The organism is Agrilactobacillus yilanensis, assembly GCF_003946725.1.
GTDB lineage: Bacteria > Bacillota > Bacilli > Lactobacillales > Lactobacillaceae > Agrilactobacillus > Agrilactobacillus yilanensis.
This window is the reverse complement of sequence record NZ_RHOY01000015.1, coordinates 55,014-81,938: the sequence shown is the minus strand read 5'-3', so window position 1 is coordinate 81,938 and position 26,925 is coordinate 55,014. Positions and strand designations below refer to the sequence as shown.

The window sequence follows — 26,925 nt, the reverse complement described above, 5'->3', positions numbered from 1 at the left end:
GATTTTAGTTTCTGGAGTTTGTTAGTGCTAACGATAATTGTGATTTTTTACTTGACAGGGGTCATTACATAACAGCGTGAAAGACTCGAGCACTAACCTAGGCCTGTGCCGTAAGTGGGCTTTACTTACAAACAGGACGTAGTTAGGTGAGAGCTTTGCTCTAGTGAACGCGTTTCAAAAAACCAACACAAATCAATATCGACATAAATCCGTCCTTGGCTTGTGAGTAAGGCGAGAAATCAGTATCGGTGAGCGCATTTCAAAACCAAAAAAACTGAGTCCATTAGGCGACTCAGTTTTTTTGTCCCTAGATACCAGCCTTCATCGTCCGAATATTTCGGATAGAAAGGCCTAGAGAGATTAAAGTCATCGGCCAACCAATACTGTAAAAATATAATTGCCCATGACTAAGTGTTGTCGGCGTGAAGAAATCTAATAAAGCCAACTGATAATGACCACTGACAAAAATCAATAATGTAAAGAAAATCAACTGGCAGAATAAACCACCGTATGTTGAAAAACGATATTTGTTTACAATTGCCCGATCAGAACCCGCTTCTGCAGCATATAACTTTTGATTTAATTCTGGGTTATCATAGCCCACATATAACGTTAACGCAAGCAGCCCTAAAATATAAGTAACGCTTGTAGGGACTAACAAACAAACATGACCGATCATCAAACTGATCTGACCAAACTTCAAAGCCGGCCATTTTGTTTTTTTAGCTAACTGATTAAACAGCGGATGCCCCAATTCAAAACCAATGAGATACACCGCAAACACCACATACATCCCTGTGGTCCCCAATATAAACTGGGCTAAAAAGCCATTAAACAATAGAATGTATCCGGTTAAAAAACCACGATTCAGCAGTTCTGTTTTATACCGGGCAACAATTTTACGATCTGCATAAAGCTCGACTGATAAGATCACAAAGCCTAACCCTAATAACAGCCACAACCAACCAGTGGCCACCGTAAAGGCAACTTTTCTCAAAGTGGTTAAAACAGCTAATATGCCAAAAAAAACTACAAATAAGCCGGTTCGCCAAATACGTGCGAAATGCCGCTGCTTCAAAGGGCTATCTCGGCGATGAAAATCATTAACTAAATTGTTTAATAATAAACAGCTTGGTAAGGCACATAAGTAGAGTAGGCCTAAGAAAATAAACGAAAAAGTATAGGCGGTCTTTGTTAGAATATCTAAGCCAAAAATAAGCCCCAAAATCGCAAAGACGAGCCAATGGACACGCTTAATCAAAGATTGATTGCTTTTTGTAATATGTAACTTAACCGTTAAAAAATATGGCCAAATGATGGCCGCGCTATAGCCCCACAAAAGACTAGCAACGGCCAGCCAATATAAGTTAGTGGTGCTGGCATAAATAAAACTACCAATAGCCCCAAAAGCAACACTAATCATTAAATAAGTCATAGAAGTTAAATTAAATCGTTTCGTATAAAAAATACTAGCGGCCCGAGCAATATAAAAAATAATCAGCGCTATTAAAAAATTGTTTTCGGTCGACTCATGGTAAGCGGCTAATATTAAAATATAAGGCAACATCAACCCGACATTTGCTAAAAAATTTAAGCTACCCATAGAGATCGTGAGACCTAAATTTTTTAAATTTTTTCCAATCTGCTGATCCAATTCAGCCACCACCTCATAAACGTTATTCTATAGTTTAAAACCTGCTATCAGCATATTTCACAGGCGTTGTATTGTCAATATGCTGGCGTTACCTCAGCCCATTTTTTTAAAAAAATTACGTTATTTATAGATTTGACAAGCTGGAATGTTGGTGGTAGTTTAATTTATATATTAAATTTAAATGATATAAAGGTTAAATAAATTAAGTTTTGATGAGAAGAGTAACCTTGACAACCAGTTTAGAGAGCTTCGTTGTGGTGCAAGAAGTCTGGTGATCCAAGGTGAAGATGAACTCTGAGCTAATTTAGCGGTCTAATGGCTGTTAAATCGTTTGCAATCGTTATCTTGCCGAGTATCTCATTTATGATGTACTTATTGAGCTTGATGTTGTGAAGCATTAAGAAATTTAGGTGGTAACGCGGTCGTTCGCCCTATGTTAGAAATAACTTGGGGGTGAGCGACTTTTTTATTGCATTTTATTAAATTTTTATTGAACCAATATCAGGAGGAAGATTAATGGAAAAATATAAATTTTTAAAACGATTAAGTATTACTGTATTCACTGTCCTATTAGGCTTTTTGAGTGTCCACTTACTAACACCACAGCCGGTTTTAGCGGCTAGCGATAAAGTGATTCGTTTGGCAACATCCCCTGGCCCTTATAGTGATCTTTTTTTAAAAGGGGTTAAACCTATCTTAGAAAAAGAAGGCTACACTGTTAAATCCCAATCTTTTTCAGATTTAAACCACGCAGATTTAGCCTTAGATCAAGGGGATGCAGATCTGAATGTGGAACAGCATACCGCGTGGCTCAAAAATTTTAACAGCCAAAAAAAGGCTAATTTTGTAGCCTTAACTACGATTCCAACCGTACCCGCTGGTATTTTCCCCGGCACTAGCAACTCATTAAAGGCCGTTAAAAATGGGGATAAAGTGGCCATTCCTAATGATCCCTCCAATCGTTCTCGGGCTTATCAACTCTTGCAGCAGGCAAAATTGATCACTTTGAAAAAAGGCCTTAAAACAACGAGTGTCGTTACACAAAAAGATATTGCCAAAAATCCCCATCATCTAAAATTTGTAGAAATGAATTCCAGTCAAATTCCACGATCTTTACAAGATGTTAATTATGCCGTTTTACCTGGCAGCATCAGTTATAGTGCCAAAATTTCAGCTAAAAAAAGTTTAAAACAAGAAAAATTGCTCAATCAATATCTACTCGTGGCCACTGTTAATAAGGCAGACGCAAAGAAACCGTGGGCCAAGGCAGTTAAAAAAGCTTATCGTTCAAAAACATTTATCAATTATGTCAAAAAACATAACCAACAAGGTTATTGGTATATTCCAAATTATTAGAAGGTGGCCATTTTAATCATGGACTCTAAAGCGCTAATCACTTTAAATCATATCGATGTCACTTTTCAGCAAAATCAACAGACCGCATTGCATGCCGTTAAAGATGCCTCACTGACAATCAATAAAGGTGATATTTATGGTATTATTGGAGATTCTGGTGCAGGTAAAAGCACCCTCGTCCGCACCATCAATTTACTCCAGCGCCCTACAAACGGTGACGTTTTTGTAAATCAACAAAATTTAACAACACTTTCTGCTGCTGATTTACGCCAGGCTCGGAAAAAAATTGGCATGATCTTCCAGCATTTTAATCTGATGGCTTCCAGAACAATTGAAGAAAATATTGTTTTCTCAATTAAACGCAGCGCTTTATCTAAAAAACAGCAACATGAAAAAGCACAGCAGCTACTAGCTTATGTGGGCCTACTGGATAAAAAAGATGTCTATCCCCGCCAATTATCCGGCGGTCAAAAGCAAAGAGTCGCCATCGCCCGGGCCTTAGCCAATAATCCTGAAATTCTAATCAGTGATGAAGCTACCAGTGCCTTAGATCCTAAAACAACCAATACTATTTTAGACTTATTAAAACGCCTCAATTCAGAACTTAATTTGACCATCGTCCTAATCACCCACGAATTAAGCGTTGCTAAAAAAATCTGCAATAAACTGGCGGTTATGCAGCACGGTGAAATTCTAGAACAAAATGAAACATTACGTATTTTTACACAACCGCAAAATCCTGAAACGGCGACCTTCATTACCCAAGCCAGTGCCGAAAATAGAGTCTTGCAACAGCTTATCGGCCAACAGACCGCTACTGAGCGCTTATTTTTATTAACTTATGAGGCGAATACCGCAAATCAGACTTTATTAGTAGATCTTTATCAAGATTATCAAGTCATCCCTAAAGTTATCTATAGTACTACAGAGATGATCCAGGGCCGTTTAATTACCAAAACATTGATTTCACTGACAGAAAATTATCCTGAAAGTCTAATCCCCGCACTACAGCAGCGCGGAATTCAAATTATGCAACAGACAAAGGAGGCTTAAAATTGAGTCTATTTACGACTTTTTTTCCTAACGTTGTCGCTAACCACGCCCAATTTATTGCCGCAATTTGGCAAACGCTCTATATGGTCTTATTTTCAGGTATTATCTCCGGTGTTTTAGGGGCGGCTTTGGGCATTGCCTTAGTCGTCACTGAAAAGGGCCAAATTCTGGAGAACCGTGGCGTTTATCAAACTTTAGATAAAATCGTTAATATTTTTCGTTCAATTCCATTTATTATTTTATTGGCCTTAGTGGTGCCTTTAACCCGACTCATCGTTGGGACTGCCGTCGGGACCACCGCTGCTTTAGTCCCATTAACTTTAGGTTGTGCCCCATTTTATGCCCGGCAGATCCAAAATGCCCTAGTCGAAGTTGATCCCGGAATTATCGAAGCTGCCCAAGCCATGGGGTTAACACCGCTGGACATTATCTGGCGCGTCTACTTAAAAGAGAGTATTGGTGAAATCATTCGTGTCTCAGTTGTTACTTTGATCAGCTTAATCAGTTTAACAGCGATGGCTGGTGCTGTCGGTGCCGGTGGTTTAGGCGATATCGCCATTACTTTAGGTTATAATCAATTTGAAAATGATGTGACTATTGCCGCTACTATTATCATCTTATTACTTGTTTTTATAATTCAATTTATTGGGGATTTCTTTGTGAAACGCGTGACCCATTAAACACCTAGATCGGCTATTCTATTTCATTAGGAGAGCTGATTTTTTTATGCCTTAATTAAAAAAATTATCCTTAATAGTCCCCCAGTACCTTCATCTTAAATTATGATATTAATAGAACATAATTTTGGTATCGCTTATGATCACGTTATAGTCTATAATAGCCTAGATTATTAATATTGTATTTTTTATAAATTATAGTTGTCATGAACATAATTAAAGTGCAAAATATATGTAATTGAGTCTTTTTTGGAGAGGGTTAATTTATGACCGTAATTAAAAACATTGTTAAGGATCGCGTGCTGCAAATCACCGCGATATTAGCAGTGCTTAGCTTAACTGTTGCCCGGCGACGACTGGCAGACATCAACTTTTCCACCTTGTGGTCTATTCTTGCAATGATGACCATCATTCAAATTTTTGAATACCTACATATCCTTGATTACTGGGCTTATCGTCTTACAAGCCATGCCAATGATACCCGCCAGCTGACGCGGATGTTTTTGATTCTAGCGGTTATTTCTGGGATGTTCTTAACTAATGATGTCACTGTTTTGACATTAATCCCTTTGTATTTACGAATTGCTAAAAAATATGACTTACCCGAAATATTACCGGTTACTTTGATTGGGATGGCTGCTAATTTTGGTAGCGCTTTTACACCCTTTGGGAATCCCCACAACATTTTTATTATGAACCACTATCAAGTTAACGGTCTCACCTTCTTCAAATGGTCAATCCCCTTATTAATTTCCAGTTTAACTGTTTTGGCGATCTTGAGTCTATTTGTGAGCCGAGCACCAGTGCCAGCGGTCCCTGTCCGCGATATAAAAATTCAGCTGCGGCCAACTTTGATTACCATTGGTGTAGCCTGTTTAATCTTTGCTGGGGTTTTCCGACTCTTACCTTCTTGGGTCGGTGCCATCGCTGCCATTATTTTGGCAATCGGCTTAGATCCGCATATTATGCAGCGAGTAGATTACGCCATTATTTTAACGTTCACTGGTTTCTTCGTTATTGTTAGTAATATGCGCCAAGTGCCCTTCATTGTGACCACGCTTTCTAACTTAGTCAACTCACCACATTCCGTTTACTTGACCAGTATTTTAAGCAGCCAATTCATCTCTAACGTCCCTTCAACCGTTCTCTTAGGTAAATTTACAACCCACGCCGCCGCCTTATTCCTAGGCTCTAACATTGGGGGCTTAGGCTCTGTCGTCGGCTCCATGGCCAATTTGCTCGTGTTCAAACAATACTCTAATCACGGCAATAAAAACCGCTGGCACTTCTTCGCCGGCTTTGCAGGCTTTAACTTCCTAGCCCTAGCCATCTTAGGCACCATCGGCTGGTTCCTAGTTATATTAATTAGCTAGAGCGTGAAGGGACACGATTTTGACTTCGAGCATAACCTAAAATTATGATGGAAGCCTGAGCTTGGCTTACGAATAATTTGTAGTTATGTGAGAAGTCAGTGTCCCTGAACGCGTTTCAGATCAAGCATGCGAGACAGTACTTCCGAACACGTTTATGAGAGCGTGAAGGAACACGGTTTTGACTTCAAGCATAACCTAAAATTATGATGGAAGCCTGGTCTTGGCTTACGAATAATTTGTAGTTATGTGAGAAGTCAGTGTCCCTGAACGCGTTTCAGATCAAGCATGCGAGGCAGTACTTCCGAACACGTTTATGAGAGCGTGAAGGAACACGGTTTTGACTTCAAGCATAACCTAAAATTATGATGGAAGCCTGGTCTTGGCTTACGAATAATTTGTAGTTATGTGAGAAGTCAGTGTCCCTGAACGCGTTTCAGATCAAGCATGCGAGGCAGTACTTCCGAACACGTTTATGAGAGCGTGAAGGAACACGGTTTTGACTTCAAGCATAACCTAAAATTATGATGGTGTAATACAAAAAACAGGTTCAGTCAATTTTGACCGAACCTGTTTTTTATATTATACCGTCACAGCCGTTTTTACTTGCTTCTGATACGCCTGTAAATCCGCTTTTAACCGATCTTCATCAATCGTTAACAATTCCCGATCCCGCATCACACAATCCCCATTAATAATACTATCATTAACATGGCCGCCCTTTGCGATCTCAATTAATGTATTTTCATCTACTTTACCCGATAAATAATCCAAGTTATTCGTGTCTAAAGAAATTAAATCCGCCTTATAACCGACTTTGATTTTACCTAACAGCGGCTCAACCGACGTAGTGGCCATCTTCAAAATATCTCGGGTATTTACCAAAGCATAATCCCCTTTGGCCTTAGCATGTAACTGCATTTTTGCCGAGAACAGGCGCATTTCACGGAACATATCTAAGCCCCCATGGCCCGCACCATCTGTCCCTAAGTAGGTTCGGATCTGCCGAGCTAACAAAGCATCTGTTTCCGGAATACCTTTGGCGCTATTGGAAAATGGGCAGTGCACCACCTGACTTTGATTTTCTTGAATAATTGTTTTTTCGTTTTCAGATAAGAATAAACTATGGGGGCCTAAAAATTTAGCATGCATGGCTCCAATTTTTTCTAAGTATTCATAAGGCCGCAACCCAGTTTCAACAATCGTTGTTAAAATCTCTGATTCATATTCGTTCATATGACAAGAAGTCATCACCTGCTGTTCTTTCCCATATAATAAGACATTTTCCTGCAATGCCGGCGTCGTAGCTGGTAATGTGGTAATCCCCAAAATTGGTGCAATCAGTGGATTATCTTTTAAGACTTTGATCAACTCTAAATTTCGATCAAAAGCCGCTTTAGGCGTTGTTTTTAAGGTCTCAAATGGAATTAAATCAGCAGTTTGATAACCAATATGGCCTCTAATTTTTAATTCATCCAAAACTTCAACCATTGCCAACGCTTTAGGGCATCCCGAATCCACAAATGACGTCGTCCCATTTTTAATCATCGTTGCCACCGCTGCTTTAGTAGATAATTGCACGAGCGCTTCATCTAAAGCGGCTTCAAATGGCACATTGATCCGTTGCCAAACGATGGGCCGTTGAAATAATAATTGGCCCTGCAAAAACTGTTGACTAATATGAATATGATTGTCAACTAACCCCGGCAGCCAAGTCTTATCAGAGGCTACTACGGATTGCGCCGCTTCTTGGCCATCATATGTCACAAAATAACCATCTTTAATCGCAATATCACCCGTTGTTAATTGGAAATCTTCATCAAAATACGTTGCATTTTTAATTAGAATATCTAACATAATTAGCCTCCTATAAGCTTAATGATCGAAATTACAATTGAAAATATGGCGACAATTCTTTTGAGTAACTGTTGATTAATCCGGTGGCCGTTCTTACTGCCGGCAAATACACCGATCCCATGGGCCACTAAGGCAACCGGTAAGATACCCCGGATGGCCATCCAACTGGAATTTAATAAATACCCCCCTGCTGAGGGAATCCCGATAAAAATGGAGTTGAATAAAGCAATGGCCACAGCTTGATGGACTTCAATACCCAGCATAATCAAAATCGGTAATACTAAAATCGGTCCGCCGGCACCTGTCACGGCACAAATAAAGCCTGTGATCACACCGATTAGAATCAAAACAAATTTATTATGATGTGCTTTTTGTTGGTGGGGTTTGTCTTTTCGAACTAAAATCGAAATCCCTGAAAAGAGCACCACACAATATAAAATAATACTCATCACATGTTCTGGAATTAATAGGTTTGCCTTGACGCCTAAAAAACTAGCAAAGAAACTGCCGATACTAATAATGCCAGCGGTTTTGACATCCAATAACTTATGCCGATAATAATTCAAACTACCTAAAACACCGGAAACAATAAAGGCCGCAAAACTTAAAGCCAACGCTTCAACCGTCCCTAAATGCATGACACCGATATAAAAAATCGGTAGTAAAAATCCGGCAATTCCGCTAAGGCCAACTAAAACGCCGACGATTAAATTAACGATAAATACTAAAATCATAGCTATAAACCTCTTTATCTTTTAAATTGGCAGTCGTTTATTTAAGGCTCGGCATTAGGCTTATTTAACCGTGATTGACAACGGCTTCATCCGTCATTGGAACTTGCTTTTTTTCCGCTTTAGCGACTGTTTTAGTCCCCATAATCGTTTTCCAATTAAAGAAAATATTTAAAGTAATTGACGTTAGTGCCCCCGCTAGAATCCCGCTGCCAAAAATATTTTGGATCAAAGTTGGATAATTGGCATAGAAATTAGGATATACCGCTGGTAGCATACACATTCCGATACTAATCCCAACGATCAACATATTATGCCCCGCTTTTAAATCCACTTGTTTTAAGATATTAGCGGCACTGCCAATAACAACACCGAATAACGCAAAGCCCACACCACCTAAAACCGGCTTTGGTACTACTGAAATCAACGCTGAAAACTTCGGTGTCAGGCCAATACCCACTAAAATAATCCCGGCTGCTGCTGTGGCATAACGACTTTTCTTTTTAGCCAGCTCCAAAATCCCAACATTTTCCACAAAGGCTGTATTCTGCACGCCGTTAAAGAAGCCCGCAATAAGCGTTACTAAACCTAATGTTTTCATAGTTTTACCAAATTGCATATCGGTCATTTCTTTGCCCACAATATTGTGAATCCCCATGGACGTGCCCGAAACAGCAACCATCGACAAAATCATGACAATCACAAAAGAAATGATGACGGTTAAATCAAATTTTGGCAGACCATAGTGGAATGGCAAAATCAAACTGAACCAAGGGGCATCTTGCACTGGCTGGAAATTAACCAGTCCCATAAATGCCGCAACAACCGTCCCTAAAACTAAAGCGAGTAGAATACTTAAATCCCCCAAAAATCCTTTCAAATACTTACTCACCAGCAAATGGAAGACGAAGACACCTAGCGCTAACATTAACGCCCCATGATTAACCCGAGCCGTCTGATGATGGGCATTACTCGCCATAATCCAATGGTAGGTATTCGGCAATAAAGCGACCCCTAAAACCATCAAGTTCGTCCCTACAACAAGGGGTGGGAAAAAGCGACGCAGCTTCATCCAAAATGGCGCGATCAAAAAGCAAAATACCCCGGCCACAATCGTCGCACCAGCCACTAAACGAAACCCCATATTGATAGAAGTTGCATTTTTTAAAGTCACTACAATAACTGAAGCAACGGCAAAATTGGCGCCCATCACCATTGGTAATAATGGGGATGTTCTTGGGATAACATTTAGTGAGGCCAAAATTGTCGCAATCCCGCCGGAAAAAATAACCGCACTGACAAAGAAAATCGTTTGTTGCGGGGTTAAACCCACACTGGCGGACACAATTAAAGGCACGGTGATACTGCCTAAAATAGCAATAATCGTATGCTGAAAACCTAGAGGAATACTTTGATGTAACGGTATTTTTTCATCCGCTGGGCAAACTTTAACTTTTGACGCATTCATAGTCGATGACTCCTTTCAATTTAAGCCGTGCTTAACGGATCAAGGGCCCAATTGATCTAAAGTACCTTAATAACGTCCTCGACAAGAAGCCTCAAAGTTTATGTATTTGGAACTGTCGATTAAACACGTTACAGCTTGACCATTATGACACCGATTGATTCGTTTGATGGTTTTACTTTACTTGTAATGTGGCGACAACTTCTTTTTTACTTGTTTAAGTGATCCGCATTGTCCACGCCTCCAGCATGTTATACTATTTTATGAAGTTTTGATACTTAGACTTTAACCGGTCTGTCCATTTTAAAAAAGGACAAATGAGTCTTTTTAAAAAATAAGGAGGGACGTTGATGGACTTAACGGCACTGGAAACCTTAAATCCTGAATTCAAATTTTTTACGCAAAATATGCCAGACTATGTTAAACAACATTATTTTATTCGACAATATCAAATTGGGGATATCATTCATTTAAAAACGGAGACACTAAACTACTTAGGTATCTTATTATCTGGTAAAACTCGGGTCATTAATGAGTTTGAAAATGGCAATGTCTATATGCTGGAGACTAATAATGCCCTGGATTATATTGGTGAAGTCACCCTTTTAGCCAAACAAAATAGCACTAGCGTTACCATTGAAGCCGCCAGTGCTTGTTTAGTTTTTTGTGTGCCCCGCAAATATGCGGAACAGTGGATTTTCTCAGATGTTGCTATTTTGACAAAATTAGCACAGCAAGTCGCCCACAAACTTTACCGCCGTTCCCTTGATATCGGTATGAAACTATTTTATCCAGCCGAGTTTATTTTCGTGGACTATCTCATTAAAGAATGTGCTCAAAATCATATTTCTGAAATCAAAACCTTTAAAATAAATAAAACCCGCACCTTTATTTCCGAGGAAATCGGAATGAATATCAAAACATTAAACCAAGTCATTACAAATCTAAAACCGAAAGCGCTTTTTCACTTAGAAAAAGGCAAACTTGTTTTGACTTATCAGAATTTTACCAATGCTATCCAATATTTGGAATCCTCTAAAGCCCTCTAGTTCAAAAAAGTAGTTCTAAACAATTCACAAATAAGAAGCTGGATCAAAAGTTAATCGTTGATCTAGCTTCTTATTTGTGGTTTTAAAACGTATTACTAGCATAAGGCGCGCATCTAACTAGTTCTCGCTTTGGTCTGCTAATAATGGTTTGCCGTTTTGGTCCACTAATACAGTTAGGCCAACGCCGCCAGTGGAGGTTGCAACTAAATACTGTACCCCTGTAGTCGTGTCTGTAACTATATTAACAATTGTACCTAACCCTGTAACTTCGGCTTTATTTGAGGTAAATCTTTTTTCTTTTTTATCACGCATTATATCTGCCTCCTATCGGGTTATTTCCTCGGAAATAATCTGTTCGTTCAATTAATTCACAAAATCCAGTGATAATACGCGTTATGGCGTGTGTTGCGATACCAATATCAAATATACTGCTGCTGAAGTGTGCCACTGATGTGCCACCCCAACGATGAAGACTGCCGTTACTTTGGCGGTCTTATTTGTTTGAAATATGATTTTATCATGGATTTTATCAGATTCGCTTGACTCATTACATATTTTCGGATGCTTCCTTAATCCGCGCTAGCACACATCGCCGCCTCTTGTTCACCCACCTGACTATTTTTGCCGGCACGGCTGCAGATTTCCACATCGTTAAGTTCTGGGTAGTAGTATTAACTGTGGAAAGGGTTGTAATGGCGTAGCAAGACGCTCATTTTTGATGAAGTTCTCCAAGTTTGCCACTTTGTCGTCAGTTAGAAGAAAACCTTCAATATGATATGGCTCGGCTATTTCTTCCAGTAGCCATTCCTCAAGCGGAGTTTCTTTGACGTCTTTAAGGTGTTTACGATGCTGGTTAATTCTTTCATTGCGAAGAACTTGTTGCATGTATCGAATGAACATTCGAGATACTTCGCGTTCACTACTCATAATGCTGACCTCCTGATCTAAGTGAATTGCGTTCGGCACATATACAGACGGAAATAAAAAGCTGGAATGAAACCGAAGTTCATTTTTTCCGAAATTTAGCAACAAAAGAGCAAAACAAAACCGCCAAGCCAGAAGGCTAGGCGGTTCGTTAAGGGTGTCCATAATAAGTTTCTGGTGTCCTCATGGAAGAACCTTGGTGTTGCTAATTCGTTGGGTTCATCCACGGGAAACGACAAACTAATCAACAGATTTAAGAGCTTCTAGCATGTCTACACTTTGAATCTTTCGGTTCATCATAAACATGACGACCAGAGAAAATACGATTGTTAAACCGACGGAAATAAGAATGTTGATCCAAGTTAGGCCAGGCGCTACCATTGCGGTTGCGGGAGGGAGTAGCGCCATAATGTAGGCGTGAAAAGCATAACCCACACCAATACCAACAAGGATACCCGCTTCCGTAAGAATATTGGTTTCACGATAGATATACATCAGTACTTCATTAGGGTAGAAGCCGAGCACTTTGAGCGTTGATAATTCACGAACACGCTCTGACACATTGATGTTGGTTAGCGTGTATAGTACGACCAGCGAGAGTAGCGAAGCGCTAAGCACCAAAACAAGAATTAGGTTGTTCAGATTACTCAAGATGTTAGTGATAGTTTTCTTGGTATCTTGAGACTGGACGGTTTGGACAGCTGCTGCTGTTCGGTTGAATTTGGCAGCAAATGCATTCACAGATTTGGTAGTCGCATGTTTCAACGTCACTAGATATGAGTTAGCGGTGACTTTAGTGTCGTAAACCCGATTGTAATATGCTTTGCTCATGTAGATGGAGTGTCCCGCATACATCTTTGTGATACCGGATACCACTATTTTGTGACTGGTACCATCGGTGTCTTTGATTGTGAATGTGCCACCGACATTAACATTTTGAAGCTTAGCGAGTTTTTGCGATACGATTGCGCCATTATTGCTGAGGGTCATCTTTTTATTTGTCTTGTAGTCCCTCAATTTGATATATCGATCAAGTTGAGAGGCTGAACTTGGGACAATTAGAGAGATGTCTTCACGCGAGTTAGAATCGCTATCTGTTGCGTAAATGCTGGCAAAGTAAGCCGAGCTGTACTGCTTGACAGCGTTTGATTTAGTAATAGTCTCTCGAGCAGAGGTGACCTCACTTTTTTCCGCATTGGGATTGTATACGGTAACGAGATCGTACTGGCTAATTTGGCTAAACTGGCGATCAATAATTGTGTTTAGTGAATCGCGAATGCCAAATCCGGTGATCATCAATGCGGTGGCACCTGCAACCCCAATGATGGTCATAAACATACGTCCTTTATAGCGGAATAGGTTACGCGCAGTGACTTTATGAGAAAAACTCATTTTTTTCCAGATTGGCGTGATACGTTCCAGCAAAATTCGCGAACCACTTACGGGAGGCTTTGGCAACATTAAATCGGCAGTGATTGTTTTTAGAGAAGAATGCGCAGCTAACCAAGATGCCAATACTGTTGAGGATAAAGCGAGCGCGAATCCAGCGGTAATGAATTCGGGATGTAAAGCTAGTTGTAAACTTGAGAAATTAAAGTTTGCGGTGTACGCTCGAAAAATGATTCGTGGTAACACTAGCAACCCGAGAATACTGCCAAGCACTGTACCTGTGACTGCGGTGGTGACGCTGTAAACAAGGAATTCGCGCATGACTTCGCCTTTAGTGTATCCAAGTGCGCGTAAAGTCCCCATCTCAATACGCTTTTCTTCAACCATTCGACGCATTGTAGTGAAGCTGACCAAGATTGCAATCAGGAAGAAAAATGCAGGGAAAGACTTGCCTAGTGCGTCAATGCGCTCGGCATCTTCGCCATAATTATTGTAACCATCGTTGAAGTCGTTACGGCTAGCAATCGTTAGCGTTACATCGTTTAACTGACGCATTGAGGACTTGGCTTCTGCCAGCTTACCTTTTGCATCCTTGAGGGTCTGCTTTTGCGTCTTCAATTTCGCTTGCTGCTGATCCAGCGCTTGCTGTTTGATCGTCAACGTCGCAATGGCACTCGAGGATTGAGCGGCTTTAGCTTGGGTCATTTGGGTATCTAGTTGCGATTGCGCAGCAGAGAGCGCTGTTTCTGCGTTGGCGATGGCCGTTGTGTTTTTGGTAATATTCGTTTCAGCGTCGTTAATTTGTTTGGTTAAATCTTGGCGAAGTTTTGCGACGCGCGTCCGATTGCGTCGGTTAAGTTTCTTTTGCAGCTTATCCACTTGCTCGGTCGCATGTTGTTCATAGGCCGTGGAATATGCTGCGCCTTTGGAATTCGTAAATGCTAATCGGGCAACATTGGGCTCGTTGCTAGAAAAAGCCCCAGTAGTTGTATAGGCAAAACCGTATAAAGTGCCGCTGCCAAGGCTTGTCGAACCGAGGTTGTCCTTCTTGAGATACTCTGTTGAGGTTGCAAAGCCAACGACGGTAAATGTTTGGTGCGTCAGCCCAGTGCTACCATTAGTCTTACCGGCGGCTAGGGTAATATGATCACCGAGTTTGTATTGGCTGCGAAGCTTGTCACTTAACACAATTTGCTTAGCAGTAGTTGCCTTGTGTCCTCTGGTGATGGTTAATTTCGACAATGATTTGGGATTACTTTGAACACGCAGCGCGTGCTTGGTGTTCTTGATCGCAGTGTCCGTTGTATAGCCGAATTCGGTCTTTTTGATGCCCGCAAGGTTTTCAATCGTCGTTTGATCTTTTGCACTCAAGCTCACGATCGATGTCACTTTAGCATCTGCAAGATGCTCGGTACTGTAAGCGGTCTGAGCGGTGTTTCGCATATTTGGCCCGGTGACGTTAAGCCCAATTAAGACGAAAACGCCCAGCATCAAAAGCGCTGATACCGAGATATACCGTGCAAGAGACATTTTAAATTCACGCGCAATATTTTTGTTTAGCATTTTCATCAGTTATCACCTACCATTCTAGTTCAGCAACCGGAGTTGGATTCTCGTTGCGGGTGTCTGCTTTTACTTGACCATCAGCTATTTCGATAACATGATCAGCCATTGGTCGAATCATTGAATTATGGGTGACAATAATCACGTTCTTACCGGACTTACGCGTGAAATCCTGAAATAATTGTAAAATCTTTTTGCCCGTGTGATAGTCCAGCGCGCCAGTTGGTTCATCAGCCAATAATAAATCAGGATTCTTCGCAATCGCGCGAGCAATCGCGACGCGTTGTTGCTCACCGCCTGAAAGTTGGGCGGGGAAGTTTTGGGTACGCTTCTCTAGGCCGACAGCAGTTAAGGCTTCTTCGGCTGGCATGGCTTGATCTGCAATTTCGGCTGCTAATTCAACATTTTCAATCGTCGTTAAGTTTTGCACCAAATTGTAGAACTGGAAAACAAAGCCGACTTGCTTGCGTCGGTAAGTGGTTAAACCACGTGAATCAAGTTCGCCAAGCTCAACCCCATTCACATTTACCGTGCCACTGGTCAGATGATCCATTCCACCAAGCACGTTGAGTAACGTTGACTTACCGGCACCAGACGCGCCGAGAATGATAGTTAGTTCACCAGGAGCAATTTCAAAGCTGATATTTTTGTTAGCGGTAACAGCGTGATCGCCACTACCATATATTTTGGTTTCATTTTGTACTGAGATGAAAGATGTCATTGATTTTTCCCTCCAGCCGGATAATAATGGATAACGTGTTAATCAAACTACCCAATTATTAAAGCACACGGCTTGCTGAATTCTATGACCACTTATTTGAAAAGTGTCAATTAAACAGAGGAGGTTGACATGCCAACACATCAAGAACGAATTGCGCAGACTGATGCAGCTATCTTGAACGCACTAGTCACCGTGGGGAGAACTAAATCATTAAATCAAATTACGGTGAGTGATTTAACCCGTCTTAGTGGGATTAGTCGAGGAACCTTTTATTTGCACTACCTTGATAAGGATGATTTGGTAACGAAAATTAAGAATAGTATTTCTTCCAAGTTTCAGTCGATGTTGGATGCGGGAATTGATGGTACTATGAACTATCAAGATTTGAGTGTCGGTCAACCGTACCCTGTGATAGAGGATATTGTTGCTTTTGCGGCCGAGAACAAAGCGATTCTTAGCTTTCTTTTTGGCCCCAATGGTGACCCGGCTTTCGCTAACTCGATTACAGCTTTGCTTCAAAAATCAATCTTGAGCGAACTAAAACGAGTTAAGGGGGCTGCAATATTTAGAAATGACTTGCCGCAAAAATATGCGTTGTGCATAATCACTAATGCCATCATGTCAGTCGTTTTTACATGGCTCTCCAATGAGGATTCATTGTCTCAAAGCGAACTTTCAAAAGTAATAATGCGAGCCTTGTATCTATCTCCATATGATGTGCTAGGTATCAACGTGCAGTTGTGACCATCATAAAGTCGTTGTGGTGCGGCAAGAGCTCTGCGATGTGTTACTACGGTTATTCGGTTATTGAATAACCTTCTGCATAACCTGATTTGAGCTATCGCTTTGGCGATTTTACAATGTTGTTATCAACAATATCAGGAGGATGACAATGAAAGCTGTTCAAGTTAGCAAGCAAGGAGTATTGCAAGATGTTGAAATTAACATGCCGATACTTGAAGCCCATGATGTCCTGGTCGAAGTGGCGGCTGTTTCGGTAAATCCGGTAGATTATAAGCGTCGGCAGGGTGGCAACCATGTCGGAGAAGTGCTTGGCTACGACGCCGTTGGAACAGTTGCAGCACTGGGCGAAAAGGTGTCTAATCTAGCTGTTGGTCAACGAGTTTATTATGCCGGTGATGCTAGTTGGCAAGGAACTTTTGCTGAATATCACGCGGTCGATCAAAGACTTGTCGCTTTGGCGCCACAAAGTCTTGACGATGCGCAGGTTGCCGCGATGCCGTTGACGGGTCTGACCGCAATGGAGATTTTGCACGACAAATTAGGCAATAAACTCGTGGCTGGTGTAGCAGAAGGAAAGTCGCTTCTGATCATTAATGGTGCCGGTGGTGTTGGATCGGTTCTGACACAACTTGCGCATTGGCTGGGCTATACTGTCATCGCAACGGCTAGTCCTAAGAATCATTCGTGGTTACGTGAACATGGTGTCGATTTTCCTGTTGACTATCACGATGACATTGAAGCTGAAATACATGCACTCGGAATCAAATATGTCGATACGATCGTGAATCTTTTTAATGCCGGTAGTTATGTTGATGAATCCATTGCACTTGTTCGACCCTTTGGGCACATTGTAAACATAAATCGTGCAGGCACAACATTTCCAACTGATCAGCTACAAGCAAAGTCGGTCAGCTTGGATTGGGAGTTGATGTTTACTAAGTCACAATATGGCTACGATATGTCCAGTCAAGGGGCGTTATTACGTACTTTGGCAGCGTTTTTGGATCAGGGTACGGTAAAAAGTACCACGACGGCACAGTTTAACGGTGGCATTACTGCTGCGAACGTTGACAAAGCACATGCACTGTTATCTAGCAATCAAACAGTCGGCAAAATTGTCGTCACGCAAGGTGTTGCTAATGGTTGAACATATTCAATATTTGACCCCACTGGTGACACCGTTTGACCGTAATGGTCAGCTAGACCTTGATGCGTTGGACAATATTGTGAACCGTCAGATTGAAGCTGGTATTGATGGCTTTGTCGTGATGGGCAGCGCTGGTGAGTTTTGGTCATTATCAATGGACGAACGTAAGCAGATGATCGATTATGCTTTTAGTGTGATTCAGCAACAGTGCCGTGTAATGATTGGAACCGGTGCGGATTCCACCCAAGACGCCCTAACACTTTCAAAATATGCGGTCAAACGTGGTGCGCGTGAGTTGATTGTGATTACACCTTACTATCTGAGCATGAATCAAGAGGAGATTTACGATTACTATGCGCAGGTTGCAACTGCGGCTGACGCAAAAATTTATTTGTATAACTTTCCTGATCGAACTGGTAATGACATTGAACCAGAAACAGTACTGCGGCTAAAAGCACATCATAATAATATTTGTGGCTTTAAGGATACTGTTTCCGACATGGCGCATACACGGCGACTGTTACAAACCATCTTGCCAAAGTATCCAGATTTTGAGATCTATGCGGGATTTGATGAAAATGTTGTGCGGAATGTTCTTTCTGGCGGCGCTGGTGGTATCGGGGCACTTGCTAACGTTGTGCCTGAACTTGCCAGTGATTTGATGCGCGCATTCAAAGCGCATGATCTAGCGCTGGTCGCACGTTACCAGCAACAACTAGATCGCCTAATGGGGCTATTTGAGATTATGCCGGGTTTCCCCAGTACAATTAAAACTGCCATGGCGGCCAAGGGTTGCGCTGTGGAGCCAATCAGTCGTAGTGGCCTACCACTTGATTCAAAGCAGAAAAGCCGAATGCTTGAGCTACTTTTTCAATAGCACAAAAACGGTATGCAGAAATTACCTTTGCATACCGTTTTTGTGCTATTTGGCGTGTTGTTGACAATAGTCCCAAAACATTTGACTCGCCTTCGAGTGGTTGCGTAGTGGCCGAACGAAGGCTAGCAGGCTCTTGACCTCTGGGGTCAGTGAGACGGCAACCAAATCAGCATGATCCTGTAAGTGAACAGAGTTGGCCATCACGATTGACACCCCAAGTCCGCCTTTGATCATGTCGAGGATCAAGTCGATATGCTTACCTTTATATTGTACTTCGGTGTCGGGATCAACGCTGCGGATCAGCCGCATTGCGGGTTCGTAGAGGTTCGTGGTTTCGTCTAGCTGTAAGAAAGACTCACCAGCTAGTTCAGCCATTGAAACGGTTTGGCGGTTTGCCAGTTGATGTGTTTTCGGTAACACCACGACAAAGTGATCAGTGGCTTGGACTAGGCGATCGTAGTGACATTTGGCAAGATCAAATATTCGCATGAAGACGATGTCACTCGTGTGGCGTTCAAGCGAAGGCACCAAAGTTTCCGCTTCGGCTTCTGCAAGATTGAGCCTGACTTCTGGGTACTGCTTCATGAAATCAGTGATCAAGGAAAATGCGGGATATTGTCCGATCGATGGAATCGTATGAATATTTAAGGTCAGCTCACGATTTTCTTTGACCTGATCGATACCGTGTAAAAGGTCGTCGTTTGCGGTCACGACTCGCTTAGCTAAAGGAATCAGTGTCTTACCGACATCAGTTAATTTGACCGAATGGTGATCACGAATAAACAAAGCGACATCTAGTGATTTTTCCAAAGCTAAGATATGTTTTGAGACGGTGGCCTGTGAGATATACAGGCGCTCAGCAGTTTCGGTGTAACTAAGCGTTTCTGCGAGGTCAAGAAAAGTAATGAGTTTAAGTGGATCCATGTTTTTCTCCTTATTACGGTATGGAATAACGCATCGGCGAATCATTATTGCCACTGTTCTTCGATCTCAGTAATATGAGTACATACTTATTTCTAGTAAGAAAACAGGAGGCAACAATATGAAGTCTATTAACTGGTCTGCACCATTCTTTCCCGGCACTACTGATAATTTTGTTTCTAATGAGGTCTACGTTACCGGCGTCACGATCGAAGCAGTATGGCGCAATTTAGTCGATTCCAGTAAGTGGCCGACTTATTACGATAACGCCGATAATATAGTCTTAGATGACAAGTCAACCACCAATCTCAAGTTTGCGGAGCATTTCCGTTTTGACACCTTTGGTTTTCCAATCGATGCACAGGTCATGGAACTGGTTGCGCCTACCGACGGCCAAGTGGCACGGCTGGCGTGGCATGGCTGGCAAAACGGTGATGCCGATACCCAGTTCGATGTTTATCATGCTTTCTTGATTGAGAAGCTCACCGATGGTCGTATTCGTATCTTAACGCAAGAATCACAAATCGGGAAGCCCGCTCAAGACCTTGCCAGTCAGAATCCAAATCCGATGCTTAACGGTCATCAAGCATGGCTGGACGGTTTGGCCCAAGCTGCTCACAAGGAAATGGAGGCCATGAATGACTGATCAAACATGGCTGATTACCGGTACCTCTAGTGGTTTTGGTAAGGAATTGGCAACCATCATTGCTCAGCGAGCGCATACCAATCTGATTGCAACTGCACGGCATCTAAATGATCTGAACTATTTAGATTCATTCGATCATGGTCAGATTATGAAAGCCATCGTAGACGTCACGAATCTAGAACAGATTCAGGCGATGGTCACTGCAGCAAAATCCAAGTTTGCACATGTTGATGTGTTGGTGAACAATGCTGGTTTAGGCTATTTTTCGACGATTGAAGAAGGCAATGAAGACGATGTACGGCAGCTATTCGATGTTAATTTCTTTGGTCTTGTCAATGTGACTAAGGCAGTATTACCGTTGATGCGTGCACAACGTTCTGGTACGGTTGCCAATATTTCTTCTGTCCTCGGCTTGACGAGCCTACCGACCTTAGGCTATTACAGTGCGTCTAAGTATGCTGTGGAAGGACTCAGCGAGGCGTTGCGTCAAGAAATCGCCGACTTGGGAATTGATGTTATGTTGATCGAGCCAAGTGGTGCTCGCACCAACTGGGCTGGACGCTCTGGTAAACATGTCATCCCGACGCTGTCAGACTACCGGCAATTTGAAGATATGATTACTGGTACCCGAGATGGTGCTGGACATGAACCAGGAAATCCACAGAAAATTGCGGCAGCGATCGTTGATGCCATTATTCATGGTAAGCCCCGCCGGCTACCATTGGGAGACTACGCCACACATGGTGCAGAAGCACAGCTTACACAAGAACTTGAGCAAGTGTTATCAGTACGTGATATTTCGCTACAAGCTGATGATAGTGGTGAACGGGATTGAAAAATCGGCGTGTGTATTTATTCGGGATTGTCTTGGTCGCAATCAATATGCGACTGCCGATCACAGCAATTCCACCGGTCATAAGTTTGCTGAAAACACAGCTAGGTCTCTCCACAAGTGCTGCGGGCTGGTTGACCACAATTCCACTGCTTACCTTCGCACTCGTCTCACCGTTATTAGCTAAACTTGGTGTGCGCTACGGTAATGAAAGAATCATCTTATGGTTGTTAAGTCTATTAGTACTTGGAAGTTGGCTCCGGGTGATACCTAGGACGACTGCATTGCTTTTCGGCACATTTCTGCTCGCAATTGGAATCGATGCCGCGAATGTGTTGCTCCCAGCGTCGATCAAGGATCGTCTGCCCAATCAGCCAACAACAGGGATCGCGACATACACCACGACCATGCTTGTCGTAGGTGCCATTGGTACAGGTATTGCCGGTATCATGGCCCAAAAGTTCGGATTAACAGCGGTAATGGTGCTGTTAGCGGTAATCGCTATATTTAGCCTACTGGGTTGGATTCCCAATAGTCGCCTTGATAATCATTACGATCACGTTATACAGCAGCTTTCCTTGAAACAACAGCGAAGTGTTTGGAACACTTCACTTGGTTGGTTGATTGCGATATTCTTTGGACTTCAAGCCTTGGTCTATTATTCACTACTAACTTGGTTACCACAGATCTTTGTGGCGATGGGCTTTCATAGTGTTCAAGCAAGTAATCTCGTGACAATTCTACAACTTGCCAACTTACCATTTGCATTCGCGGTGCCATACTACTCACGATTTAAAAACGGGGTGAAGATCATGAACCTCGCACTTGGGATCGGATTTGTAGGCGGGATTGGGATCATGTGGACTGGGTTGCATCAGTTTTGGATAATCGCGATTGCCGCTATACTTGCAGGTGCTGCAGCAGGAATTGCTTTTAATCTTGCAGTGGTCTTCTTTGCTGAGAAATCTGACTCGGCCAAAACAACAGCTGACATCTCCGGTATGGCACAATCTGCGGGATACGTGCTGGCTGCGGCGGGACCCATTGCGTTTGGATGGATTCAAAAAGTGACAAATAGTTGGACGCCGGTGTTGATTGTAGCAGTGGTACTTTCTGTGGCACTATTCGTCATTGGCATAATGATTGAAAAACGTGAAAGTGTCTTTGAGTAAAATGTTCCGAATGAAACTGCTTAACTGAATAGAACACCTAAAAACTCGGCACGACCCATGCGCATCAGTTGCGATAAGGTCGTGCTGGGTATTCTTTTAGATGCCGTCGGTGATAATCCGGTTGTTGCTCTGCATGGAAAAGCTGAGTCGTATCCAGGCGATTATTGTTTTCTGTCAATTCGAGTTCTAGTTTTGGCTTGGTATGATTGTATGGTTTTAAGCTCTTGGTAAACTTGATGAATTTCCTTAATAGGTATATCTCGATATTTGGATTGTTTGAGTATGGGTCGGTCATTTTCATCCAAATCTGGCTCTCCATCTTCATTCATAGATACGTACGGTTGAAAATACGACGTGATTTCATGTAATTGTTCGGATAGCCCGTCTAATTGTCGTGGTGAAAAATCACTCATCATATGCATCACTCTGCGAATCTCCGCAACCTTTGGCATATACTCATCAATTCGATCAAGAACGGCCGTGGTTTCTCCAACTGCGGTCTCTTTTTCTGTTCTCAATAACTCTGATGGCATAACATTAAAGAATTTAGCAATACCGATTAAGTTTTCGTAGGTTGGATGATTGATTTCACGTTCCCAGTTGGAAATCGCTTGTCCGTTAACTTTGGTATCTAAGCGTTCGCCCAGTTCTGCTTGTGACAAACCGCTTTGAAGGCGAAGTCGCTTTAGATTTGGACCAAAATAGTGTACTTCTGTCATATTGATCACCTCGTCATCAGATTACCAAATAGCAATGCCAACATCAATCTGCACAGCTATATTTGAAAGTTTTATAGCTATAATAAAGCTAAGGAAATTCATTGAAAGCCTTGGTATGATTGCGGTAACGTGTAGACTGCTAATACGATTAGTGATGAAAGGAGGAACCCTCGCCGCCGTGCGCGGCGTGCAGCGCGAAAGCCGCTAGCGCGAGCGGCGGCGGTCGGCGTTAGCCGGCCGCCTCAAGCCCCCAGTATCTAATAGGGGGGCGATAATATGACATAATAAACCTGCTAGGCAGAAAAAATCCGCGTCATACCGGCATTTTGCAAGAAATATCCGGTAAACTTGGCGCCAAATTAGTTCACACCGAAAGGACTGGTGAGATGAAAAAGGATTTAACGTTAGTTAATCCGCAACAGGAAACATGGCTGAACGATCTGGTCGAGTTCCAAGACGCCTATGGCGTGACACAGCAACAATTGGCCGATACAACGGGATATAGTCGAGAGTATATCAACGCCTTGATTAGAGGCCGAAAACAGCTCACAGCGCAAGCTAGGGCTAAACTGAGCGATGCGGACACTGACCAAACGGAACAACTTAGACTGCTGTATCGACTACTTCCGCGTGACCTTTAAGTCGCACGATGCCGAAAATATCATTCGACAGGCATTTCAGATGAACCCAGACCACTTTAACCATGAAGATTGGGCGTTTTACGGTTACACGCACAAACTGCTATGCGCCGAGCTGACGGTGATGCTTTCACCACAACCAGAACGGCGCCACGGTGAATCCGAAGAGGACTGGCTAAAGCGTGATAAGGGCACAATGATTGAGCTTAGCGGCCAAGGCTGTCGCTACCTCGAAAACTACCTAAGAGGACAAAAACGGTCGTGGTACGATGTCTTCTTGGCCTGCCAAGAACTTGGTTCTCATTTCAAGCGCGTCGACCTTGCCATCAATGATCGTTACGGCGTTTTGGATATCCCAGAACTGATTGAGAAGTATTGGCGTGGAGAATATCGTTCGCGCTTCAAAGGTGGCAAAATTCACCGGTCAGATCGTGAGCACAAAGAAGGCAATACCTTGGAACTGGGTTCGCGTCAAAGCGGTGTGCATATGGTGATTTACGAAAAGGACTTTGAGCAGTGGCAACGGCAAAACGGCTTGCAAGAAGACAAGTTACCGATTGAGGAACAACCAATCAAGAATCGCTTTGAAGTGCGGTTGACTGATGAACGTGCCGATTCTGGGATTGATGAACTGTTGGCGACCCGTGACCCCGAAAAGGTCATCTTCGGCATCATTAACCATTACATCTGCTTCCTTACGCCGACTAAAAGCAAGAGTAAGCAAAGTTGGCCGATTGATCCACGGTGGGCAACCTTTATCGGCGCTAACCGCGACAAACTTTCCCTGACCGTAGACCCCCAACCTTTCAATTTTCAAACCACGATTGGCTGGCTCAAAAAGCAAGTGAGTTCCTCGTTGAAACTAATCGTGATTTTAGACGAGCTGTTAGGAACGCAGACACTCGATGAAATTATTGACGCTGGCAAACTTAGTCCACGGCAGATCGACCTGATTCAACATTATCAAAATGGCAACCGTGGTGTGTACCTCGATGAATTTGAGCAAAAAGAAAAACAAAGCAACGAATGAACGCGATTGCCGCGCTGACCCGAAACTTTGCCCTAGACAAGCCAAGTATATCACGGCCAGTAAATCGCGGCGATCTCCAATTTGAAAAAGGAGAATAGTATGCCAGCATATCTGACCCTGACACGGGCTGATTTAGTGAAGCTGGGATATAGTCCATCGCAAGCAAGTCGTATCATCAAAATGGCGAAAGAGTTGTTGCTCAATCGTGGTCTTGGATGGTACGGTAAGAAAGGCGTAGACCGTGTTCCAGTGGAAGCAGTAGACGCAGTATTAGGCTTGAAACTAAGCCAACTTGAGGGTGCACCAAGTGGCCTTTCCGCAGTTAAGGAGGAACTATCTTGACTACGAAAGACCCGATTACCAAACAAGCGGATGGCACGTTTAGCTTCCGCGTGAGCTTAGGCACTGATAAACGCACTGGCAAACGAATTCAAAAGCGCGCCAGCGGCTTTAAGACGAAAACGGAGGCGAAAAAAGCAAGATTAGCACTGTTGGCGGCTGGGGTCGAGCCGGATGAGGACATCAAGAAAACTCGTTTTGGTGAGTTTATGGAAGACGTGTTCAAACCTTGGTACAAAACCCAAGTCAAGCCACGTACCTACCGCCAGCGACTGGCCTTGATGAACAGCGAGTACCTGACTAGGTACAATGACATCATCATTGACCAAATTCGGCCGATTGATGTGCAACATTGGCAAGTCAGCCTGCTTAAAGACTGTCAGCAGTCCTATGCACGGACTATCAACATTATGTTAGGCCAAGTGCTAGAGCGAGCCAAGGCGCTTGGTATCATCAGTGAGAATCCGGTGCGGGTCGTTGGCCTTATCAAAAAGAAGAAAGCAAAGATCCACTTCTGGACACAAGCCGACTTTCAAAAGGTACTCGCCAAGACGAACACCGACACGTATACCGGATGCTTTGATTACACAGTGCTGTGGTTCATGTTTATGTCAGGCTTGCGTAGTGGTGAAGCACGGGCATTAAAGTGGACAGACGTTGATCTCGAAGCTAAGACTGTGAATATCAACAAGACGATGGACTATCATAACCGCAACTGGTTTGAGACACCAGCGCCTAAGACCGCCGCTAGTCGCCGTACCGTGGCGCTTGATGATAACACCGTTGTGTGCCTACGTGCGTGGCAGATCGCTCAAGCGGCAATGGTGCATTCTGATTGGGTATTTTCACGTGATGGGATTCCGAGTTCTGACCGCCAGTTTATTCACATTGTAAACACGTATAGCGAAGCGGCCAAGGTTCAGCGGATTACAGTACACGGTCTCCGTCACTCGCATGTGTCACTGTTGATTAGCCTCGGTGAAAATCCCCTCCAAATTAAGGAGCGGCTTGGACACGAGGACATCGAAACAACCCTCGGCACATACGGGCATCTCTACCCCAACAGTAACTTTGAAGTCGCAAAAAAGCTCAACGGCATCTTCTCTAAGGAGGTGCCCGATGAGCTAAAATAATTTGAAAAGGGTCAAAACTGTGCCACCGTAAAATCGGTGGTGCTAGAAACGTTGATACCACGGGACGGGCGCGAGATGTGCCATTGTTCCCGGAAAATAATATCAATCTTTCAAATCTGGCAATTCTTCTAAAATTTTATTTGCTGTTTCTTCAATAGATTGGTTGGTCACATCAAAAGTTGGAACATCTAGCTCTGTCATAATTTGTCTGGCATAGTCTATTTCAGCTTTGATGCGTTCAATATCCGAGTAACTCGAGCCGGCATTTAAGCCTAAGAAATGCAGCCGTGTCGTCCGAATTTTTTGTAAATAGTTGGGATCTCCCAATAAACCTACAATCTTGTGGTGATCCACCTGTTTTAATTCTTCCGGCAGCGCCACTTCAGGAATTAAAGGTAAGTTAGCCACGCGAATAGACTGATTGGCTAGATACATACTTAACGGTGTCTTGGACGTTCTAGAAGGTCCAATAATCACGAGATCTGCTTTTAAAAAGCCCCGGGGATCTTTGCCATCATCGTATTTGGAGGCAAAATTAATGGCATTCATTCGAATATAATAACTGTCATTTAACTTGTGCTGCGAGCCTGGCTCTTCAATCGGGGTGGCCCCGGTTTTGGTAGCAATCAGTGTCAATAGATCCGCCAAAACATCCAAATGCTGCAGCTGATGGGCTTTAGCGAATGTCTGGACATGGGTCAGTAAATCTTTTTTGACCAGCGTTGTGATCAGCACGGCGGCATCTGCTTGGGCCTTTTGCAGAATTTCATCTAAAGTTTTAAAATCCCGTACTAACGGGTAACGTTTAATTTCAGCGTTTTTGATTTGGGGAAATTGGGCCATGGCCGCATTAACCACCACTTGATTGGTTTCACCTAAAGCGTCTGAAATTACATAAAAAAATACTTTTTGTTCCAA

Annotated in this window: 26 protein-coding genes; 15 read left to right on the top strand and 11 right to left on the bottom strand. The window is 42.8% G+C overall.

The window, feature by feature from the left end:
- Positions 1-307 precede the first annotated feature (307 nt).
- Positions 308-1,654 carry a hypothetical protein gene (locus tag EKM93_RS10110; protein WP_225423691.1) on the bottom strand — a complete coding sequence of 449 codons (1,347 nt, stop codon included), beginning with the start codon at positions 1,652-1,654 and terminating at the stop codon, positions 308-310.
- 516 nt (positions 1,655-2,170) lie between these two features.
- On the opposite strand from EKM93_RS10110, the gene EKM93_RS10105 reads away from it, so the two are divergent.
- From EKM93_RS10105 to EKM93_RS10090, 4 genes are all read left to right on the top strand, one after another.
- The gene (locus tag EKM93_RS10105) at positions 2,171-3,010 is read left to right on the top strand and encodes a MetQ/NlpA family ABC transporter substrate-binding protein (RefSeq protein ID WP_125715472.1); all 840 of its coding nucleotides are present in this window, start codon (positions 2,171-2,173) and stop codon (positions 3,008-3,010) included.
- 18 nt (positions 3,011-3,028) lie between these two features.
- Entirely contained in the window at positions 3,029-4,063 is a 1,035-nt protein-coding gene (locus EKM93_RS10100) for a methionine ABC transporter ATP-binding protein (RefSeq protein ID WP_125715471.1), read from the top strand.
- Between the two features lie 2 nt (positions 4,064-4,065).
- Positions 4,066-4,743 carry a methionine ABC transporter permease gene (locus EKM93_RS10095; protein WP_125715470.1) on the top strand — a complete coding sequence of 226 codons (678 nt, stop codon included), beginning with the start codon at positions 4,066-4,068 and terminating at the stop codon, positions 4,741-4,743.
- A gap of 263 nt (positions 4,744-5,006) precedes the next feature.
- Positions 5,007-6,113 (top strand): SLC13 family permease, encoded by a 1,107-nt coding sequence (locus EKM93_RS10090; protein WP_125715469.1) that lies wholly within the window; start codon positions 5,007-5,009, stop codon positions 6,111-6,113.
- 579 nt (positions 6,114-6,692) lie between these two features.
- Here the strand turns inward: EKM93_RS10090 and EKM93_RS10085 are convergent.
- The 3 genes from EKM93_RS10085 to EKM93_RS10075 form a co-directional block, all read right to left on the bottom strand.
- On the bottom strand, positions 6,693-7,967 hold the full coding sequence (locus EKM93_RS10085; protein WP_125715468.1) for an amidohydrolase family protein: 1,275 nt from the start codon (positions 7,965-7,967) through the stop codon (positions 6,693-6,695).
- A 2-nt stretch (positions 7,968-7,969) separates the two neighbouring features.
- Entirely contained in the window at positions 7,970-8,701 is a 732-nt protein-coding gene (locus EKM93_RS10080) for a sulfite exporter TauE/SafE family protein (protein WP_125715467.1), read from the bottom strand.
- Positions 8,702-8,765: 64 nt separating this feature from the next.
- Positions 8,766-10,166, bottom strand: a complete 1,401-nt coding sequence (locus tag EKM93_RS10075) for a uracil-xanthine permease family protein (RefSeq protein WP_125715466.1) — start codon at positions 10,164-10,166, stop codon at positions 8,766-8,768.
- Between the two features lie 347 nt (positions 10,167-10,513).
- Here EKM93_RS10075 and EKM93_RS10070 point away from each other — a divergent pair, with 347 nt between their 5' ends.
- Entirely contained in the window at positions 10,514-11,212 is a 699-nt protein-coding gene (locus EKM93_RS10070; protein WP_125715465.1) for a Crp/Fnr family transcriptional regulator, read from the top strand.
- 117 nt (positions 11,213-11,329) lie between these two features.
- On the opposite strand, the gene EKM93_RS10065 is transcribed toward EKM93_RS10070, so the two are convergent.
- The 4 genes from EKM93_RS10065 to EKM93_RS10050 form a co-directional block, all read right to left on the bottom strand.
- Complete coding sequence (locus EKM93_RS10065) at positions 11,330-11,524, bottom strand: DUF6440 family protein (RefSeq protein ID WP_125715464.1); 195 nt, start codon at positions 11,522-11,524, stop codon at positions 11,330-11,332.
- A 339-nt stretch (positions 11,525-11,863) separates the two neighbouring features.
- Positions 11,864-12,139, bottom strand: coding sequence for a hypothetical protein (locus tag EKM93_RS10060; protein WP_225423690.1), 276 nt, complete (start codon positions 12,137-12,139; stop codon positions 11,864-11,866).
- A 237-nt stretch (positions 12,140-12,376) separates the two neighbouring features.
- Positions 12,377-15,094 (bottom strand): ABC transporter permease, encoded by a 2,718-nt coding sequence (locus EKM93_RS10055; protein WP_125715463.1) that lies wholly within the window; start codon positions 15,092-15,094, stop codon positions 12,377-12,379.
- Between the two features lie 10 nt (positions 15,095-15,104).
- Entirely contained in the window at positions 15,105-15,809 is a 705-nt protein-coding gene (locus EKM93_RS10050; protein WP_125715462.1) for an ABC transporter ATP-binding protein, read from the bottom strand.
- A gap of 129 nt (positions 15,810-15,938) precedes the next feature.
- Between EKM93_RS10050 and EKM93_RS10045 the strand changes: the two genes are divergently transcribed.
- The 3 genes from EKM93_RS10045 to EKM93_RS10035 all read left to right on the top strand — a co-directional run bounded on the left by EKM93_RS10045 (position 15,939) and on the right by EKM93_RS10035 (position 18,577).
- The gene (locus tag EKM93_RS10045) at positions 15,939-16,553 is read left to right on the top strand and encodes a TetR/AcrR family transcriptional regulator (RefSeq protein WP_125715461.1); all 615 of its coding nucleotides are present in this window, start codon (positions 15,939-15,941) and stop codon (positions 16,551-16,553) included.
- Between the two features lie 148 nt (positions 16,554-16,701).
- Positions 16,702-17,700 carry a zinc-binding alcohol dehydrogenase family protein gene (locus EKM93_RS10040; protein WP_164507063.1) on the top strand — a complete coding sequence of 333 codons (999 nt, stop codon included), beginning with the start codon at positions 16,702-16,704 and terminating at the stop codon, positions 17,698-17,700.
- Entirely contained in the window at positions 17,693-18,577 is an 885-nt protein-coding gene (locus tag EKM93_RS10035) for a dihydrodipicolinate synthase family protein (RefSeq protein WP_164507062.1), read from the top strand. Before EKM93_RS10040 ends, EKM93_RS10035 begins: the two co-directional genes overlap by 8 nt.
- A 45-nt stretch (positions 18,578-18,622) precedes the next feature.
- On the opposite strand, the gene EKM93_RS10030 is transcribed toward EKM93_RS10035, so the two are convergent.
- On the bottom strand, positions 18,623-19,501 hold the full coding sequence (locus tag EKM93_RS10030) for a LysR family transcriptional regulator (protein ID WP_164507061.1): 879 nt from the start codon (positions 19,499-19,501) through the stop codon (positions 18,623-18,625).
- 118 nt (positions 19,502-19,619) lie between these two features.
- On the opposite strand from EKM93_RS10030, the gene EKM93_RS10025 reads away from it, so the two are divergent.
- From EKM93_RS10025 to EKM93_RS10015, 3 genes are read left to right on the top strand one after another with little or no spacing between them, the layout of a single operon-like run.
- The gene (locus EKM93_RS10025) at positions 19,620-20,144 is read left to right on the top strand and encodes an SRPBCC family protein (protein WP_125715457.1); all 525 of its coding nucleotides are present in this window, start codon (positions 19,620-19,622) and stop codon (positions 20,142-20,144) included.
- Complete coding sequence (locus tag EKM93_RS10020) at positions 20,137-20,979, top strand: SDR family NAD(P)-dependent oxidoreductase (protein WP_125715456.1); 843 nt, start codon at positions 20,137-20,139, stop codon at positions 20,977-20,979. The genes EKM93_RS10025 and EKM93_RS10020 overlap by 8 nt, the downstream gene beginning before the upstream one ends.
- Positions 20,976-22,148: an MFS transporter gene (locus tag EKM93_RS10015; RefSeq protein ID WP_225423689.1), complete on the top strand. Its 1,173-nt coding sequence runs from the start codon at positions 20,976-20,978 to the stop codon at positions 22,146-22,148. Before EKM93_RS10020 ends, EKM93_RS10015 begins: the two co-directional genes overlap by 4 nt.
- Positions 22,149-22,309: 161 nt before the next feature.
- Here EKM93_RS10015 and EKM93_RS10010 read toward each other — a convergent pair whose 3' ends face one another.
- Positions 22,310-22,867 carry a helix-turn-helix domain-containing protein gene (locus EKM93_RS10010; RefSeq protein ID WP_125715455.1) on the bottom strand — a complete coding sequence of 186 codons (558 nt, stop codon included), beginning with the start codon at positions 22,865-22,867 and terminating at the stop codon, positions 22,310-22,312.
- Positions 22,868-23,253: 386 nt separating this feature from the next.
- Here EKM93_RS10010 and EKM93_RS10005 point away from each other — a divergent pair, with 386 nt between their 5' ends.
- The 4 genes from EKM93_RS10005 (at position 23,254) to EKM93_RS09990 (ending at position 26,007) form a co-directional block, all read left to right on the top strand.
- Complete coding sequence (locus EKM93_RS10005) at positions 23,254-23,508, top strand: helix-turn-helix domain-containing protein (protein ID WP_164507060.1); 255 nt, start codon at positions 23,254-23,256, stop codon at positions 23,506-23,508.
- Positions 23,444-24,535, top strand: a complete 1,092-nt coding sequence (locus EKM93_RS10000; protein WP_125715453.1) for a replication initiation factor domain-containing protein — start codon at positions 23,444-23,446, stop codon at positions 24,533-24,535. The genes EKM93_RS10005 and EKM93_RS10000 overlap by 65 nt, the downstream gene beginning before the upstream one ends.
- Before the next feature lie 99 nt (positions 24,536-24,634).
- Positions 24,635-24,877: a DUF3173 family protein gene (locus EKM93_RS09995; RefSeq protein ID WP_125715452.1), complete on the top strand. Its 243-nt coding sequence runs from the start codon at positions 24,635-24,637 to the stop codon at positions 24,875-24,877.
- On the top strand, positions 24,874-26,007 hold the full coding sequence (locus EKM93_RS09990; protein WP_125715451.1) for a site-specific integrase: 1,134 nt from the start codon (positions 24,874-24,876) through the stop codon (positions 26,005-26,007). The genes EKM93_RS09995 and EKM93_RS09990 overlap by 4 nt, the downstream gene beginning before the upstream one ends.
- Positions 26,008-26,109: 102 nt before the next feature.
- Here the strand turns inward: EKM93_RS09990 and EKM93_RS09985 are convergent, their stop codons facing one another.
- The gene (locus tag EKM93_RS09985; RefSeq protein ID WP_225423688.1) at positions 26,110-26,925 is read right to left on the bottom strand and encodes a pyruvate, water dikinase regulatory protein; all 816 of its coding nucleotides are present in this window, start codon (positions 26,923-26,925) and stop codon (positions 26,110-26,112) included.